Genomic DNA, 15,270 nt, shown 5'->3' on the forward strand with positions numbered 1-15,270 from the left:
ACCAGACCAGGGCAAGGATGCACAAAGCCGGGCCGGAGTTGCCCACCGCGCCCTGATGGCCAGCCCCTGGCGGGCAGAGTTGGGCAGGAATCCGTACTTTCCGGCAACAGACACCCCGTTCCTGAACGTATGAAAAGTCTCCGCCTGCTGGCACTGCTGCTGCTGCTGCTGATTGCTCCCGCCGCCCGCGCCGCCACCGTTGATACCGTGGCCATTGCCAGCGCCGCCATGCAACGCACCTACAAGGCCGCCGTGGCCGTGCCGGCCTCCTACGCCAAAAACAAGAAGGCCCGCTACCCCGTGCTCTACCTGCTGCACGGCGCCTACGGCCACTTTTCGGACTGGAGCAGCAAGACGCCCGACAAAACCCTCATCCACCGCCTCGCCGACCAGTACAACCTGCTCATCGTCATGCCCGAGGGCGAGACGTTCAGCTTCTACCTCGATTCGCCGGTGAACCCCGGCAGCCAGTTTGAAACCTACATTACCAAGGACGTCATCGGAGCCATCGACCAGCGGTACCGCACCGTGGCGCGCAAGGAAGGTCGGGTTATTTCGGGCCTGTCGATGGGCGGGCACGGGGCGCTGTACCTCTCGGGGCGGCACCCGGAGCTGTTTGCCGCGGCCGGCAGCATGAGCGGAGCCCTGGACATGAGCATCGCCAATCGCAAGCTCAGCCCCGAGGAAGCCCAGCAGCGCCAGAGCCTGTTCAACCCCATCCTCGGCCCCGAAACGCCCGCGCCCAGCGCGTACAGCGCCAACTCGGTAGTAAACATGGTCGATAAGCTCTACACCAACGGCCTGCCCCTCACCATCGACTGCGGCGTGGACGATTTCCTTATCGAAATCAACCGCGAAGTGCACCGCCGCCTCGTCTACAACCACACCCCCCACGACTACACCGAGCGGCCCGGCGCCCACACCTGGGAGTACTGGCAAAACGCGCTGCCCTACCACCTGGTCTTCTTCCAGCAAGTGCTGGAAAAGGGCGGGGTAGCGGTAAAGTAGAGACGCAACAGGTGGAGTCGCGTCGTTGCTGACGTTGTTTCGGGGGCGCGGCACCAGGTTGCCCACACCGTCATTTACTACAAAAGCCAGCCTCCCGACTACCATTGGTCGGGAGGCTGGCTTTTTCGTCAGGAAGCTACGGAGGTTAAAATCGGCGTAACTCCTGGGGCTTTTTACGGGTTGCTGTGCCGTAGCGCGAACTACAAAGTTCGCGCTACTGTACAACTAGTCCTCGTCCTCGTAATCCAGGCCCAGCAGTTGGTTCAGAGCTTGCTGGATTTCGCTGGCGGCGTGCAACTGGCCGGCTTTGCGGGCCACGGTCAGGCCTTTGCGGTAAACTTTTTCGGCTTCTTCGGGCTTTTCCAGCTGTTGCAGCATCTTGCCGGCGTGGTAGTACGTACCCACGTAGTCTGGATGCTCGTCGAGCAGTTTCTGGTAGTACGTCATGGCCCGTTCCGGCTCCGTAACGCGGTATTCGGTGGCCAGCGCGTAGATGGTAAACGCGTCGGTAGGATCATCCTGGTAGAAGGCCAGGAGTTGTTGCAGGCGGCTCGGCGCAGTTTCCATGGGGCGGGAGTTTTGAGTATCTTCGCCCCAAATTTGACACTTTCTCCTAGTATCTTCCATATAAGCAGCCGTAGATGAAGTTTCTCGTTTGCATCAGCAACGTACCCGACACGACCACCAAAATCACGTTTACTCCTGATAACAAGGAGTTTAACAAAGCTGGCGTGCAGTTCGTGATTAATCCTTGGGATGAGTACGCACTCACTCGCGCCATTGAGCTGAAAGAAGCTCAGGGTGCTGGCACCGTTACCGTCCTCAACGTAGGCGAGGCCGACACCGAGCCCAACATCCGCAAGGCCCTGGCCATCGGCGCCGACGACGCCATCCGCGTCAACGCCCACCCGAAGGATGCCTTCTTCGTGGCCCAGCAAATCGCCAGCATCGCCAAAGACGGCGGCTACGACGTGATTCTGATGGGCAAGGAAAGCATCGACTACAACGGCTTCCAGGTGCACGGCATGGTGGGCGAGCTGCTCGGCATCCCGACGGTGGCCCCGGCCATGAAGCTGGATATGAGCGGCAACACCGCCACGCTGGAGCGCGAAATTGAAGGCGGCAAGGAAATCGTGGAAGTAAACACGCCCTTCGTGGCTTCCTGCCAGCAGCCTATGTGCGAGCCCCGCATCCCGAACATGCGCGGCATCATGACGGCCCGCACCAAGCCCCTGAAAGTGGTGGAAGCCACCGCCGACGCGGCCCGCACCGAGGTAGCCACCTTCGCGCTGCCTCCCCAGAAGCAGGGCGTGAAGCTCATCCCCGCCGAAAGCGCCGGCGAGTTGATCAAACTGCTCCGCAACGAAGCCAAGGTTATCTAGTTGGAGAGCTTAGCTGTTAGAACTCAGAGCTTAGTTTCAGCCAAAGTAGGCGCTATGCTATTTGTTCTCAACGTAAAAAATCTAAGCTCTAAGCTCTCACCTCTAAGTTCTAAAAAGAAAAATGTCTGTACTAGTAGTTGTTGAATGTGACGGCGGCGAGGTAAAGAAATCCTCGCTGGAAGTAGCTTCCTACGGCAGCCAGGTAGCCCAGATGCTGGGTACCACGGCCACGGCCGTAGCCGTGGGTGAAGCCACCGAAGCCAACCTGGCCAAGCTGGGCGAGCAGGGCATCACCAAGGTGTTGCACGACGCCGAGCCCCGTCTCAAGGATTTCGTGAACGGTGCCTACACCAAGCTGATTGCCGCCGCCGCCCAGAAGGAAGACGCCAAAATCATCGTGTTGGCTAACTCCAACATCGGTGCTTCGGTTGGCTCGCGTCTGTCGATCCGGCTGCAGGCCAGCTTGGCCACCAACGTGGTAGAGCTGCCCAAAACCGACGGTGGTTCGTTCACGGTGAAGCGCGGGGCCTTCTCGGGCAAAGCCTTTGCTGACGTGAAGCTGGACGGCGACCGGAAAATCATTGCCGTTAAAAAGAACTCCATCGAAGCCCTGCACGAGGCTGGCAAAACCGCTCAGGTAGAGGCCTTCTCGGCCCAGCTGTCGGATGCTGACTTCGCCGATGCGCCTAAGCAGGTGGTGATGCAGGATCAGGCCGGTGGCATTCTGCTGCCCGAGGCTGACCTCGTGGTATCGGGTGGCCGGGGCATGAAAGGCCCCGAAAACTGGAACCTCATCGAGGAACTGGCGCAGGCCCTGGGCGCGGCTACGGCCTGCTCCAAGCCCGTGTCGGACGTGGACTGGCGCCCTCACCACGAGCACGTGGGTCAGACCGGCATCACCGTATCACCGAACCTGTACATTGCCTGCGGTATTTCGGGAGCTATCCAGCACCTGGCCGGCGTGAACTCGAGCAAAGTAATCGTGGTCATCAACAAAGACCCCGAAGCTCCGTTCTTCAAAGCGGCCGACTACGGCATCGTGGGCGACGTGTTCGATGTGCTGCCCAAGCTCACGCAAGCGGTAAAAGAGCTGAACTAATGTGACTGTAATGTGCGAAATGCGGGAATTGTGCTGCGGCCGTTCCCGTATTTCGCACATTTTCACATTCTTCGCACCAGCAAATTCACCAAGACCCTACTTGTGAAAAAAATACCGCTCGAAATCCTGGGCCTCTCGTCCAGCCAGTCGCAGTCGGGTTCCTTTGCCCTCATCCTGGGGGAGAAGACCGGCAACCGACGCCTGCCGATTATCATCGGCATGTTTGAGGCGCAGAGCATTGCCATTCAGATAGAGAAAATTAACCCGAACCGGCCCCTCACGCACGATTTGTTCAAGTCGTTTGCCGAGCAGGTACATGTGGCCGTGCTGGAAGTGCTGATTTCCGACCTGAAAGAAGGCGTGTTCTACTCCAAGATTGTGTGCTCCGACGGGGCCACCACCTTCGAGCTGGATTCGCGCCCTTCCGATGCCATTGCCATCGGCCTGCGCTTCGGCGTGCCCATCTTCACGGTGGAAAGCGTGCTGAGCGAAGCCGGCATCATTCTGTCGGACTTGGACGAAAACGCCGAAGATTCAGATGATGATGAGGATGACGACGACGAGGATGATGACGCCGGCCTCGGTGCCGACAAGCCCGCGCCTGAACCCCGGGAGCCCAGCGGCCAGGTACCGGTGGACGAGCTGACCAAGATGCTCGCCCAGGCCATCGACCGGGAAGACTACGAGAAGGCAGCCAAAATCCGGGATGAACTCGACAAGCGCAAAGACAGCTGATTCGGCCCCGGCCCCGGCTGCTCCTCCCGAAGGCGGTTGGCGGGGTAAGCTGACCGGTTTTTTGGCGAAGCTGGTGACGGAGGTCACGGAAGTACTTTCCGAGGCAGCCGATGAGCAGTAAACTACACTGATTGAACCCAAACCCCATCCGACTTTCTGAGTTGGGTGGGGTTTTTCGTGGGCGTTGTACCTTGCCGTCCTATTTTCCCCCTTCCCGTATGGATTCTGCTGCTGCTGATTTACGCTACCCCCTGGGCCCGCCCGCGCTGCCCGATGCCCCCCTGGACCGTGGCGCCCGCACGGCGTACATGGCCCATCTGGCTACCCTTTCCGACCAGTTGCGCGCCGCCGTGGCCGGCCTCACGCCCGCCCAGCTCGATACGCCCTACCGCCCCGACGGCTGGACGGTGCGCCAGGTTATCCATCACCTGCCCGATTCTCACCTGAACGCCTACACGCGCTTTCGCCTGGCCCTGACCGAGGACAGCCCCACCATCAAGCCCTACGATGAGGCTGCCTGGGCCGAACTGCCCGACGTGGCCGCCACGCCGCCGGCCGTGTCGCTGGCTTTGCTGGAGGCGCTGCACATCCGGTGGGTGCGCCTGCTGCGCAACCTCACCGATGCGCAGTGGGAGCGGACCTTCTTGCATCCCGGCACCCGCACCACCTTCACCCTCGACCAGGCCCTGGTACTTTACTCCTGGCACGGCCGCCATCACCTGGCCCACATTACCGAACTCCGCCGCCGCGAAGCCTGGGGCTAGCGGTACATGAGTGAAGTGGGGAATGCGTGCATCGTTCGGTTGTTGCTGCGAGGCGGAGCCGACACTATCCATTCTTCAGGCAGCCCAAGGAAATACAAAGCCCCTGACGTGCGGACGCCAGGGGCTTTGGGCTGAAAAAGGATTTTGCGCTCTGGAAAGGACGGATTGCGTCGGCTGCGCCTCGCAGGAACAACCGAATGATGCACGCATTCCCATTTCGCTCACTCACCGATTCCCGCTACGCCGGGGTGTGGGATTCGTCGTCGATGCGTTTGGCGGCCCGCACGAGGCTGCTGCTGAAGATGAATTCCTTGAGCTCGGGAACCTGGGCATTCAGAATTTCATCCTTGTTGCCGTCCCAGAGCTTGAGGCCCTTGTATAGGAAGATGATATGGTCCCCGATTTCGACCACCGAGTTCATGTCGTGGGTGACGATGACGGTGGTAATGTCGTACTCGTAGGTGATTTCCTGGATGAGCTCATCAATCTTGATGCTGGTGAGCGGGTCGAGGCCGGAGTTGGGCTCGTCGCAGAACAGGTAGGTGCAGTTGGGGGCAATGGCCCGGGCAATGCCCACGCGCTTCTTCATGCCGCCCGATATTTCGGACGGCATTTTATCCCCCGCATTTTCCAGGCCCACGCGCTTGAGGCAGAACTGCACCCGGTCGCGGCGTTCTTCCCGGCTCATTTCGGGCGTCAGCATCTGGAGCGGAAACTCCACGTTCTGGGCCACCGTCATCGAGTCGAACAAAGCCGAACCCTGGAACAGCATCCCGATTTTGCGGCGGATTTCCTGGCGGATCTGCACCTTGTTGTTGGTAAACACGGTGCCGTCGAAGGTAATGCTGCCCAGGTCGGGCTGCATCAGGCCCACAATGCACTGCAGCAGCACCGATTTGCCGGTACCCGAGCCGCCCAGCAGCAGGTTGCACTTGCCCGTTTCGAAGGTGCACGTGATGCCCTTAAGCACCTGGTTGCCATCGAAGGATTTCTGAACGTTATGAACTTCAATCATGAGAGTAGAAACTAGGAGCCAGGAGTTAGGAGCCAGGAGAAGAAGAAATCAGCTCCTGGCTCCTAACTCCTAACTACTTCTTTTACAGAAGCAACGCCGCCAGGGCGAAGTCGGCCACCAGAATGGCGATGATAGAATTGTTGACCGCCGTAGTGCTGGCGTTGCCGACTTCCAGGGCGCCGCCATCCGTGAAGAAGCCCTTAAAGGAGGAAATGGCCGACACCAGGAACGCAAACACCACCGATTTGATGAGGGCAAACACGATGTTGTACGGCACAAAATCAGTGCGGATACCTTCGATATACTCCTGGGCCGAAACAGCGCCGGTAAGCGAGCCGGCCAGATAGCCCCCGATGATGGACAGGGCCATGGCCAGAATCACGAGCAGCGGAAACATCAGGATGGAAGCCGTAATGCGCGGCAGCACCAGGTAGGAGGCCGAGTTGATGCCCATCACCTCCAGAGCTGATACCTGCTCCGTGATGCGCATAGTACCCAGGCCGCCGGCAATGCTGCTGCCCACCTTACCCGCCAGCACGATGCTGGTGATGGTGGGAGCCAGCTCCAGAATGGTCATTTCGCGCACCATGAACCCGATGGTGCTCTTGGGGATGAGCGGATTGACGAGGTTGTAGGCAATCTGCACGCAGGTAACTGCCCCGATGAAGGCCGAAACAATGGATACAATGAAAATGGAATTTACCCCGATGGTGACGCACTCATCAATCGTGCGCTTCCACAGCACGGCGAACCGCTCCTTGCGGGTGAGCATACTCTGAATAAAGAGTAGAAACCGACCAAATGATTTGACCATAAAAGCGAGAAAACAGAAAGGAAAAGCGGAAACTTGCGGGCGCAAACGGACGAGCTGGGGCCGTGCCCGAAAATTCGTTCGCTCTACCTACGTAAGAACTGATTCAGGAATCAAAGGAATGCAAAAAAATATCGTCATCACCGGCGGCACCAAGGGAATCGGCCGGGCTCTGGTATTTCGTTTTCTGCGGGCCGGCTACCCGGTTATCACCTGCGCCCGCTCGGCTGCTGACCTGGCCGCCCTGCACGCAGCTGCCACCGAGCTGGTGCCCGGAGCCGTGCTGCACACCCACACCGCCGACCTGAGCGAGCCGGCCGACACCCGCCGCTTCACTGGGTTCGTGCGGGAGCTGGGGCCGGTGGCCGTGCTCATCAACAACACCGGCGCCTTTATTCCGGGCCGGCTGCAGGACGAACCCCAGGATGGCTCCCAGCTGCGGCGGATGCTAGCCGTGAACCTGCTCAGTGCCTACGATGTGACCCAGGCCCTGCTGCCAGGGCTGCTGGCTCAGGGCGAAGGGCACATCTTTACCATGTGCTCCACGGCCAGCACCACGGCCTATCCCAACGGCGGCTCCTACGGCATCGCCAAACACGCCCTGCTGGGCTTCAGCAAAAACCTGCGCGAGGAGCTCAAGGAAGCTGGCATCCGGGTAACGGCCGTATTGCCGGGGCCAACGCTTACGGCCAGCTGGGAGGGCGTGGAGCTGCCGGCCGAGCGCTTCATCAAGGCCGAGGACGTGGCCGACGCCGTTTTTGGGGTTTTCAGCCTGTCCTCCCAGGCCGTGGTAGAAGAGCTGCTGATCCGCCCGCAGCTGGGAGATTTGTAGCACCTGGCGCCCGCAGGCTGCCTCGGTAACCTGCGGGCCTGCGCGCTGCCGAACGGGTGCTTACTCAGTCTGAACTTTGCCCTTGCCCGTGATGCGGAGCACCTTTTCGAGCGTGGGCGAAGCCGGGTGAAAAACGGTGCCGGTGCCGGCGTGGGTGCCGGCCAGCAGGCGGGCAGGGCGCAGGTGCAGGTTGCCACTGCTGCTGTAATCCGTTTGCAGATAAACGTGCTGAAGCGGAAAATCCTGGGCGTAGAAGCTGCCGCTGCCACCCAGCGTATGGTGGAGCTCCTGGGTGGAGCCGCTCAGGTAGATGTTGCCGAGCTCGTACTGGCTCATGCCGAGGTAGTGGCTGACTAGGTTCAGGTGGAAGTCGCCGGCCCCAACGAGGTGGGCGAAGAGGGTATCCTGGCGGAAGGCGCCCTGGGTGCGGATATCGGCCTGGCCGCGCAGGAAAACATCGGTGAGGCGGGGCAGGTGCAGGGTCACTTCCCGGGGCGTATCGTAGCGGCGGACCCAGTTGCAGCGGCTGGTGTTGCGGATGGTGAGCTCGTTGCCCCGGACCTCGAGCCGGATGTCATCCTGCAGATTCCGGCCGGCCCGCACCTCGGCGTAGGTGGCCGTATCCTGCACCAGCACCACGCTCACGTTATCGTAGGTGATAAGTACCCGCACGGGGGGCAGGGCGCGGCGCTCCGTCACGATGGGGCCGGTGCTGGTGAAGCAGCCGGCCTCGTTGCCTTTATCGCAGCTCCCCAGCCCGGCGGCCAGGCCCAGCACGGCTGCCGTACGCAAAACCCGCCCCAGCGCGTTACCTTGCACCTTCAAACGAATCTTCAGCATTTTTCTCTTCGATAACTATGGACCTGAGCGGCAAGGTAGCCATTATCACAGGCGTCAGCAAAGGCATTGGCCTGGCCACCGTGGAGGCGCTGCTGGCCCGCGGCATGCAGGTAGCCGGCTGGGGGCGCACCGCGCCCAGCGCGTTTCAGCACCCGCGCTTTCATTTCGTGGAGTGCGATGTGCGCGACGAGAAGTCGGTGCAGAAGGCCTTTGCCGCCACTACCAAACAGCTCGGCGAGGAAGTGCACGTGCTGGTCAATAATGCCGGCCTGGGCATTTCGGGCGAAGTCGACGGGTTTTCCTCCGACGACTGGCGGCTGATGTTCGATACCAACGTGCACGGCACCTTTTACTGCATCCAGGCCGTGCTGCCCGCCATGAAAAAGCAGCAGCTGGGCCATATTTTTAATATCAGCTCCATTGCCGGCACCACCGGCATCGAGAAGATGGCCGGCTACTGCGCCTCCAAGTTTGCGGTGCGGGGCTTCTCGCAGTCGTTGTTCAAGGAAGTGCGCAAGGATGGCATCAAGGTCACCTGTATTTATCCCGGCTCCACCCAGACCAATTTCTTCGACGACATCCCCGGCGTGGAAGCCAACGAAGGCATGATGCAGCCCCGCGACATTGCCGAAACGATGGTGTATGCCTTGGAAACGCCGTTTAATTTCCACCTAGTCGATATCGAAATGCGGCCCTTGCAGCCGAAGAAGTAGGCGGTTTAGCCTGGCTGTCATCCTGAGCGGAGCGAAGGACCTTATCACGTTCGCACTATTTGTTCATTCGCGATAAGGTCCTTCGCTCCGCTCAGGATGACAGCCGGGAGCGGCATCAGTACAACGTGTAACGCAACTATGGTAGAAGTTCAGCACCTCACGAAAACCTTCGGCACCCAGGCGGCCGTGGACGACATCAGCTTTTCGGTGGGCAAGGGCGAAATCCTGGGCTTTCTGGGGCCGAACGGGGCGGGCAAATCCACGACCATGAAGATGGCGCTGGGGTATCTGCCGCCCTCGGCCGGCACCATTGTGGTGGAAGGCTACGACGTGCAGACGGCCCCGCTGGAAGTGCGCCGCCGCGTAGGCTACCTGCCCGAGCACAATCCGCTGTACCTGGACATGTACGTGCACGAGTACCTCGAATTCATCGGCTCTGTGCACGGGCTGGGCGGTAGCGCCCTGCGCCAGCGGGTGCGCCAGCTGGTGGAGCGCGTGGGCCTGGGCCGCGAGCAGAACAAGCTGATCGGGGCGCTCAGCAAGGGCTACCGCCAGCGCGTGGGCCTGGCGCAGGCCCTCATCCACGACCCCGGCGTGCTCATCCTCGATGAGCCCACCACCGGCCTCGACCCCAACCAGATCGGCGAAATCCGCAGCCTGATCCGGGAGCTGGGCCAGGATAAAACGGTCATCTTCAGCACCCACATTCTGCCCGAGGTGGAAGCCCTGTGCAGCCGGGCCGTCATCATCAACCGCGGCCGCCTCGTGGCCGATTCCCCCGTTTCGGAGCTGGGCGCCCGCGCGGCCGGCGAAACTATCATCCGCGCCGAGTTCGAGCAGCCCATCGACGTGGTGCTCCTGCTGGCCCTGCCCGGCATCGTGGCCGCGGAGGCGGAGGCGCGCGGCGCCACCTACCGCATCCGGGCCCGCGCCGGCTCCGACCAGCGCGGAGCCATTTCCCGCCTCGCCGCCGCCCAGGGCTGGGTGCTGCTGGGCCTGCGCCAGGAAGAACAGAGCCTGGAGCAGGTGTTCCAGGAGCTGACTAAATGAATGTGCAGAATGTGAAAAATGTGGGATAATGCGCTACAGCATTTTTCGCATTTTTTAGCGCCTTGACACATTCTCCGCATTCCGCACATTTTGCACATTAATCAATGCTCGCCATCCTTCGCAAAGAATTCAACAGCTTCCTGAACTCGCCCGTGGCTTACGTGGTGCTGGGGGTGTTTCTGGTGGCTACCGGGCTGTTCGTGTGGGTGTTCCCGGACAGCTCGGTGCTCGATTATGGGTTTGCCGATTTGCAGACCCTGTTCAGCACCGCGCCCTGGGTGTTCCTGTTCCTGATCCCGGCCCTGACCATGCGCACGTTTGCCGAGGAGAAGAAGGCCGGCACGATGGAGCTGCTGCTCACCCGCCCGCTCACCGACACCCAGATCATCGGGGGCAAGTACCTGGCCTGCCTGCTGCTGGCCCTGCTGGCGCTGGTGCCCACGCTGCTCTACTACTACTCCGTGTACCAGCTCGGCAACCCCGTCGGCAACATCGATTCGGCCGCGACGGTGGGCTCCTACCTGGGTCTGATGCTGCTGGCGGCTGTATTTGCGGCCCTGGGCGTGCTAGCCTCAGCCCTTACCCGCGACCAGATTGTGGCCTTCCTGGCGGCCGTGGTGGCCTGTTTTCTGATCTATACCGGCTTCGATTCCCTGGCTTCGGTGTTCGACGGGGCCCCGGCCTACTACATCAGCCAGCTCGGCATTGCGGCCCACTACCGCGACCTTAGCAAGGGCCTCATCGACTCCCGCGACCTGCTCTACTTCGGCACCCTGATTGCCGGCGCCCTGCTCACTACCCGCCTGGTGCTGCAAAGCCGTAACTGGTAGTTTTTCTCAGCTGTTAGCCCCTCGCTGATGGCTGTTTGCTTTCTGTGCTGGTAGGTTAGAATGCGTCCTGCTGGCCATGAAAAATTGATTTTGAACGACTCTTCAGCGTGAATTCGTGAGTACTGAACCAGAACAGCAGCCAACAGCTACCAGCCAACAGCCAACAGCTACCAAAAGGCGCGACCTGACCCGGTTCGGGGTGCTGCTGGGGGCGCTGCTGCTGCTCAACTTTCTCGGCGGCCTGTACTTTTTCCGCCTCGATCTGACGGAGGAAAAGCGCTACACCATGGCGGGGGCCACCCGGGAGCTGCTCGCAACGCTACCCCAGCCCGTCACCGTGACCGTGTACCTCGACGGCGACTTTCCGCCCGCCTTCCGCCGCCTCCAGCAGGCCGTGCGCGAAACCCTGACCGAAATGCGCGTGTACGGGGGCACCAACCTGCACTTTGTGTTTATCGACCCCTCGGCGGCCGGCACCGAGCAGGCCCGCAACGAAGCCTACCAGGCCCTGTTCAAGAAAGGACTAACTCCTACCAACCTGGGCGCCAACGAAAACGGCCGTCGCACCGAGAAAATCATCTTTCCCTGGGCCGTGGTGTCGGCCGGCGGCAAGGAGGAAAAGGTGCTGCTGCTGCGCGGCAACCAGGCTGCGCCGGCCGACGTGCGCCTCAACCAGAGCATCGAGGGCCTGGAGTACGAACTGGCCAGCGCCATCCGGCGGCTCAGCCCCGGCCAGCGCCGCCGCATTGGCGTAGTGGAAGGCCACGGCGAGCTTTCCAACCTGGAAGCCGGCGACCTGATCGGCTCCCTGAGCCAGTACTACGATGTATTCCGGGTGAACCTGGCGCAGTCGGAGCCCGAGGCGCTGGGCACGCTCAGTGCCCTGGTGGTGGCCCGGCCCGGCCAGCCCTACACCGAGGCCGAGAAGTTCAAGCTCGACCAGTTTATCACCAAAGGCGGCAACGCCCTGTTTTTCGTGGACGCCATGCGCGTAAACCTCGACAGCGCCAGCCGGGGCGGCATGCTCGCGTTTCCCCAGAGCCTCAACCTCGACGACCTGCTGTTCAAGTACGGCCTGCGCGTCAACCCCGACCTGCTGCTCGACCTCAACTCCGGCGTCATTCCGCTCGTGACGGGCATGAACGGCGATAAGCCCAAGGTGGAGCCCATGCCCTGGCAGTTCTACCCGCTCATCAACAAGTTCAGCGCCCATCCCATCACCCGCAACCTCGACGCGGTGTACACCAAGTTCGTGAGCAGCATCGATACGGTGAAGGCCACGGGCATCCGCAAAACGCCGCTGCTGTTTACCTCCCGCTACACCCGGGTGCTGCCCTCGCCGGTGCCCGTGAACCTCAACGACGCCCGCCTGCCGCCCGATCCCAAGCTCTACAACACCCAGTTCAAGCCCGTGGGCTACCTGCTCGAAGGCCAGTTCAGCTCCCTCTACGCCAACCGCGCGGCGCCTGGTACCACCAATTTTCAGCCCGCCACGGTGGCCGGCGCCCGCCCCGCCAAAGTGCTGGTCGTTTCCGATGGTGACTTCGTGCGCAACGAGGTAGACCCCAAAACCGGCCGCCCCCTGCGCCTGGGCTTCGACCGCCTCGCGCCCACTGAATTTGCGAACCGCGAACTGGTCCTCAACGCCGTGGACTACATGCTCGACGAGTCGGGGCTGATTGGCGTGCGCGGCAAGCAAATCACCCTGCGCCCCCTGGATAAGCTGCGGGTAGTGGAGGAGCGCCGCCGTTGGCAACTGCTGAACCTGGCCGCCCCGCTGGTGCTACTGGGCCTGTTCGGGGCGGTGCGCGCCTGGTGGCGCAAGCGGCGGTACGCGCGGTTTTAGGGTTTGTAACTATTCTGACAACAGATATCAGAATGACAATTCATTGAAATCTATCTTAAATGATTCATTGCACTTGAATGCTTGGTGTATTTTAATATTAGGATATTTTGCTTTGCATATATTTTTTATTTTTTCGATTGTCTCGTTCTCGCATTTAATACCCAAATATATTGATTTAAGAAAAATTTGATTGAAATTTATTTTTCTATCAGAATTTTTTAATAATCCAGTTTTTAGTACTCTCCATTCTTTTTCATAAGACCATTCTCTGGACTTAGTATATATCATGTTGAAGATCGAATCATCTCTTTCAGCTTGAAAACTAAGCTTTTGGAATGAATCACTATAGCATACTGGAAGAGGATGAATACCGTTAGGATCACTGGTAGGGAATGAAAATTCCAAACAAAAGCCTTTGTGGCTATTAGCGTAGTGCGACCAAAGTAAAATAGAGTCCTTGACTGTTGAAAAGCAACAGATGCCAATGGTGCTGAGGTTATTTCTAAACCTTGTGATTAACTTGTTATTCTTCGACTTGCCTGTGGGAAAAACAATTAGATCCTGATTGCAGTCATAAGGGTCATTAAAATAGCTCGGAGGAGAGAAATATATATAGTTTTTTTCTAGACTTTCGAAATGAAAGTCACTTGTGCCAAAATACTTAAAGAAAGAATTTGGTTGACCTATTCTCTTTCTCTCTCTAATTATGCTATCTAAAGTTGTAGCTTCTCTGTTTACTGTTGTAGTTTCGGTGTTTAGGTCTTGGATAGAATTTGAAAACGCTTTATTTAAAATTGCTATCTGCTCAGTGGTTAGTATTGTTGTGGGTTTGTTTTCAATATAAAACCCCTTTTCTGCTAAAAAATTAACAATAGTAGTAAGTCCAATATTTAAGTCTTTAGCTGCTTGATTTAGTCGTTTGAAGGATGGATTAGTCATTTTGATGTTATAGGAGGTTTCCCAAATATATGAAGTGAATGTCGAATCAAAATGGAGACATTAGATAGATGTTCATTGTCTTTGTAGCCTGATGATAAATATATGAAAGTATATGTGCATATGTGTTGCTATTGCTGGCTTTATAGACAGCAGGGGCCTTGGCCCTTATTTTCTGACCCACTTGGCGGCAGTAGGGGCGGCCCGGTTTCATTAGAAAACCCCGCCCGCGTTGCCTATCTTTGCCCACTATCCCAAAACGCCTCCAACCCAACTGCCTGATATGAAGTTCATCGTCTCGTCTTCCGCCCTGCTCAAGCAGCTTCAGAGCATCAACGGCGTGGTTACGAACAACCCCGTGGTGCCCATTCTGGAGAACTTTCTCTTCGAAATTGAGGATGGCAAACTGACCATCACGGCCTCCGACCTGGAGACGAGCATGATGACCGAGCTGCCTGTGGAAGCCCGCGAAAGTGGCCGTATTGCCGCCCCCGCCCGCATCCTGCTCGATACGCTCAAAAACCTGCCCGACCAGCCCGTGACCTTCACCCTGGACGAGGAAACCTACACCATCGAAATTGCCTCCTCCAACGGCCGCTACAAGCTGGCCGGCGAGAATGCCACCGACTTCCCCCGCGTGCCGGTGGTGAAGGGCACGGCCCCGGTCGAGATGCCGTCGTCGTCGCTGAGCCGGGCCATCAACAAAACCATCTTCGCGGTGAGCACCGACGAGCTGCGCCCGGCCATGACCGGCATTCTGGTGCAGCTGGCCGACAACCAGGTCACCTTCGTGGCCACCGACGGCCACCGCCTGCTGCGCTACCGCCGCTCCGACGTGGGCGCGGGCCAGACCAGCAACATCATCATCCCGCGCAAGGCCTTTAACCTGCTCAAGGGGGCGCTGCCCTCCGAGGCCACGCCGGTACGCATGGAGTTCAACGCCTCCAACGCCTTCTTCAGCTTCAACCAGATGCGCCTCGTGTGCCGCCTGATTGATGAGCGCTACCCCGATTACGAGAACGTGATTCCGGTCAGCAACCCTAACAAGCTCATCATCAGCCGCCAGGAGCTGCTCAACTCGGTGAAGCGCATCAGCATCTACTCCAACAAAACCACCCACCAGGTGCGCCTGCGCCTAGCCGGTTCGGAGCTGACGGTGTCGGCCGAGGACCTCGACTTCTCGAACGAAGCCAACGAAAAGCTGGCCTGTCAGTACGACGGCGAGGACATGGAAATCGGCTTCAACGCCAAGTTCCTGCAGGAAATGCTCAGCAACATCGACTCCGAGGAAATTACCCTGGAGCTGAGCACGCCCAACCGCGCCGGTCTGCTCATGCCCACCACCCCCGACGACCACGAGAACATCCTGATGCTGGTGATGCCCGTGATGCTCAACAACTACGTTTAAA

16 protein-coding genes are annotated in these 15,270 nt (G+C 59.3%); 11 read left to right on the forward strand and 5 right to left on the reverse strand.

Going from position 1 to position 15,270, the window contains the following annotated elements; translation table 11 throughout:
* Positions 1-129 precede the first annotated feature (129 nt).
* Positions 130-1,008: an alpha/beta hydrolase gene (locus tag KLP40_RS06655; protein WP_215592979.1), complete on the forward strand. Its 879-nt coding sequence runs from the start codon at positions 130-132 to the stop codon at positions 1,006-1,008.
* 225 nt (positions 1,009-1,233) lie between these two features.
* On the opposite strand, the gene KLP40_RS06660 is transcribed toward KLP40_RS06655, so the two are convergent.
* Positions 1,234-1,575, reverse strand: a complete 342-nt coding sequence (locus tag KLP40_RS06660; RefSeq protein ID WP_125419800.1) for a tetratricopeptide repeat protein — start codon at positions 1,573-1,575, stop codon at positions 1,234-1,236.
* Positions 1,576-1,649: 74 nt separating this feature from the next.
* Here KLP40_RS06660 and KLP40_RS06665 point away from each other — a divergent pair, with 74 nt between their 5' ends.
* The 4 genes from KLP40_RS06665 to KLP40_RS06680 all read left to right on the forward strand — a co-directional run bounded on the left by KLP40_RS06665 (position 1,650) and on the right by KLP40_RS06680 (position 4,988).
* Positions 1,650-2,390 carry an electron transfer flavoprotein subunit beta/FixA family protein gene (locus KLP40_RS06665; protein ID WP_215592980.1) on the forward strand — a complete coding sequence of 247 codons (741 nt, stop codon included), beginning with the start codon at positions 1,650-1,652 and terminating at the stop codon, positions 2,388-2,390.
* Between the two features lie 121 nt (positions 2,391-2,511).
* Positions 2,512-3,489 (forward strand): electron transfer flavoprotein subunit alpha/FixB family protein, encoded by a 978-nt coding sequence (locus tag KLP40_RS06670; RefSeq protein ID WP_215592981.1) that lies wholly within the window; start codon positions 2,512-2,514, stop codon positions 3,487-3,489.
* A 102-nt stretch (positions 3,490-3,591) separates the two neighbouring features.
* Positions 3,592-4,224, forward strand: coding sequence for a bifunctional nuclease family protein (locus KLP40_RS06675; RefSeq protein ID WP_215592982.1), 633 nt, complete (start codon positions 3,592-3,594; stop codon positions 4,222-4,224).
* Positions 4,225-4,442: 218 nt separating this feature from the next.
* The gene (locus KLP40_RS06680; protein ID WP_215592983.1) at positions 4,443-4,988 is read left to right on the forward strand and encodes a YfiT family bacillithiol transferase; all 546 of its coding nucleotides are present in this window, start codon (positions 4,443-4,445) and stop codon (positions 4,986-4,988) included.
* Between the two features lie 238 nt (positions 4,989-5,226).
* Here KLP40_RS06680 and KLP40_RS06685 read toward each other — a convergent pair whose 3' ends face one another.
* A complete protein-coding gene (locus KLP40_RS06685) occupies positions 5,227-6,003 on the reverse strand; it encodes an ABC transporter ATP-binding protein (protein ID WP_215592984.1) in 777 nt (258 codons plus the stop codon).
* An 82-nt stretch (positions 6,004-6,085) separates the two neighbouring features.
* On the reverse strand, positions 6,086-6,817 hold the full coding sequence (locus KLP40_RS06690) for an MlaE family ABC transporter permease (protein ID WP_215592985.1): 732 nt from the start codon (positions 6,815-6,817) through the stop codon (positions 6,086-6,088).
* Between the two features lie 118 nt (positions 6,818-6,935).
* On the opposite strand from KLP40_RS06690, the gene KLP40_RS06695 reads away from it, so the two are divergent.
* The gene (locus tag KLP40_RS06695; protein WP_215592986.1) at positions 6,936-7,646 is read left to right on the forward strand and encodes an SDR family oxidoreductase; all 711 of its coding nucleotides are present in this window, start codon (positions 6,936-6,938) and stop codon (positions 7,644-7,646) included.
* A 60-nt stretch (positions 7,647-7,706) separates the two neighbouring features.
* On the opposite strand, the gene KLP40_RS06700 is transcribed toward KLP40_RS06695, so the two are convergent.
* The gene (locus KLP40_RS06700) at positions 7,707-8,486 is read right to left on the reverse strand and encodes a GIN domain-containing protein (RefSeq protein WP_215592987.1); all 780 of its coding nucleotides are present in this window, start codon (positions 8,484-8,486) and stop codon (positions 7,707-7,709) included.
* 17 nt (positions 8,487-8,503) lie between these two features.
* Here KLP40_RS06700 and KLP40_RS06705 point away from each other — a divergent pair, with 17 nt between their 5' ends.
* The 4 genes from KLP40_RS06705 to gldG all read left to right on the forward strand — a co-directional run bounded on the left by KLP40_RS06705 (position 8,504) and on the right by gldG (position 12,925).
* The gene (locus KLP40_RS06705) at positions 8,504-9,199 is read left to right on the forward strand and encodes an SDR family oxidoreductase (protein WP_215592988.1); all 696 of its coding nucleotides are present in this window, start codon (positions 8,504-8,506) and stop codon (positions 9,197-9,199) included.
* A 138-nt stretch (positions 9,200-9,337) separates the two neighbouring features.
* The gene (gldA, locus tag KLP40_RS06710; RefSeq protein WP_215592989.1) at positions 9,338-10,249 is read left to right on the forward strand and encodes a gliding motility-associated ABC transporter ATP-binding subunit GldA; all 912 of its coding nucleotides are present in this window, start codon (positions 9,338-9,340) and stop codon (positions 10,247-10,249) included.
* 104 nt (positions 10,250-10,353) lie between these two features.
* Positions 10,354-11,079, forward strand: a complete 726-nt coding sequence (gldF, locus tag KLP40_RS06715) for a gliding motility-associated ABC transporter permease subunit GldF (RefSeq protein WP_215592990.1) — start codon at positions 10,354-10,356, stop codon at positions 11,077-11,079.
* A gap of 115 nt (positions 11,080-11,194) precedes the next feature.
* On the forward strand, positions 11,195-12,925 hold the full coding sequence (gldG, locus tag KLP40_RS06720; protein ID WP_317196759.1) for a gliding motility-associated ABC transporter substrate-binding protein GldG: 1,731 nt from the start codon (positions 11,195-11,197) through the stop codon (positions 12,923-12,925).
* Between the two features lie 27 nt (positions 12,926-12,952).
* Here the strand turns inward: gldG and KLP40_RS06725 are convergent, their stop codons facing one another.
* Positions 12,953-13,864 carry a DUF2971 domain-containing protein gene (locus tag KLP40_RS06725; protein WP_215592991.1) on the reverse strand — a complete coding sequence of 304 codons (912 nt, stop codon included), beginning with the start codon at positions 13,862-13,864 and terminating at the stop codon, positions 12,953-12,955.
* Between the two features lie 280 nt (positions 13,865-14,144).
* On the opposite strand from KLP40_RS06725, the gene dnaN reads away from it, so the two are divergent.
* Positions 14,145-15,269: a DNA polymerase III subunit beta gene (dnaN, locus tag KLP40_RS06730; RefSeq protein ID WP_215592992.1), complete on the forward strand. Its 1,125-nt coding sequence runs from the start codon at positions 14,145-14,147 to the stop codon at positions 15,267-15,269.
* Position 15,270: the final 1 nt, after the last annotated feature.

This window comes from Hymenobacter piscis (assembly GCF_018760735.1).
In the GTDB taxonomy this organism is placed as follows: domain Bacteria; phylum Bacteroidota; class Bacteroidia; order Cytophagales; family Hymenobacteraceae; genus Hymenobacter; species Hymenobacter piscis.

Bases quoted from the DNA above. Each gene is read 5' to 3' on its own strand.
- KLP40_RS06700 (WP_215592987.1), bottom strand. From the start codon at position 8,486: ATGCTGAAGATTCGTTTGAAGGTGCAAGGTAACGCGCTGGGGCGGGTT.
- KLP40_RS06725 (WP_215592991.1), bottom strand. From the start codon at position 13,864: ATGACTAATCCATCCTTCAAACGACTAAATCAAGCAGCTAAAGACTTA.
- gldA (WP_215592989.1), top strand. From the start codon at position 9,338: ATGGTAGAAGTTCAGCACCTCACGAAAACCTTCGGCACCCAGGCGGCC.
- KLP40_RS06665 (WP_215592980.1), top strand. From the start codon at position 1,650: ATGAAGTTTCTCGTTTGCATCAGCAACGTACCCGACACGACCACCAAA.
- KLP40_RS06695 (WP_215592986.1), top strand. From the start codon at position 6,936: ATGCAAAAAAATATCGTCATCACCGGCGGCACCAAGGGAATCGGCCGG.
- KLP40_RS06690 (WP_215592985.1), bottom strand. From the start codon at position 6,817: ATGGTCAAATCATTTGGTCGGTTTCTACTCTTTATTCAGAGTATGCTC.
- dnaN (WP_215592992.1), top strand. From the start codon at position 14,145: ATGAAGTTCATCGTCTCGTCTTCCGCCCTGCTCAAGCAGCTTCAGAGC.
- KLP40_RS06685 (WP_215592984.1), bottom strand. From the start codon at position 6,003: ATGATTGAAGTTCATAACGTTCAGAAATCCTTCGATGGCAACCAGGTG.
- KLP40_RS06655 (WP_215592979.1), top strand. From the start codon at position 130: ATGAAAAGTCTCCGCCTGCTGGCACTGCTGCTGCTGCTGCTGATTGCT.
- KLP40_RS06705 (WP_215592988.1), top strand. From the start codon at position 8,504: ATGGACCTGAGCGGCAAGGTAGCCATTATCACAGGCGTCAGCAAAGGC.
- KLP40_RS06680 (WP_215592983.1), top strand. From the start codon at position 4,443: ATGGATTCTGCTGCTGCTGATTTACGCTACCCCCTGGGCCCGCCCGCG.
- KLP40_RS06660 (WP_125419800.1), bottom strand. From the start codon at position 1,575: ATGGAAACTGCGCCGAGCCGCCTGCAACAACTCCTGGCCTTCTACCAG.
- gldF (WP_215592990.1), top strand. From the start codon at position 10,354: ATGCTCGCCATCCTTCGCAAAGAATTCAACAGCTTCCTGAACTCGCCC.
- KLP40_RS06670 (WP_215592981.1), top strand. From the start codon at position 2,512: ATGTCTGTACTAGTAGTTGTTGAATGTGACGGCGGCGAGGTAAAGAAA.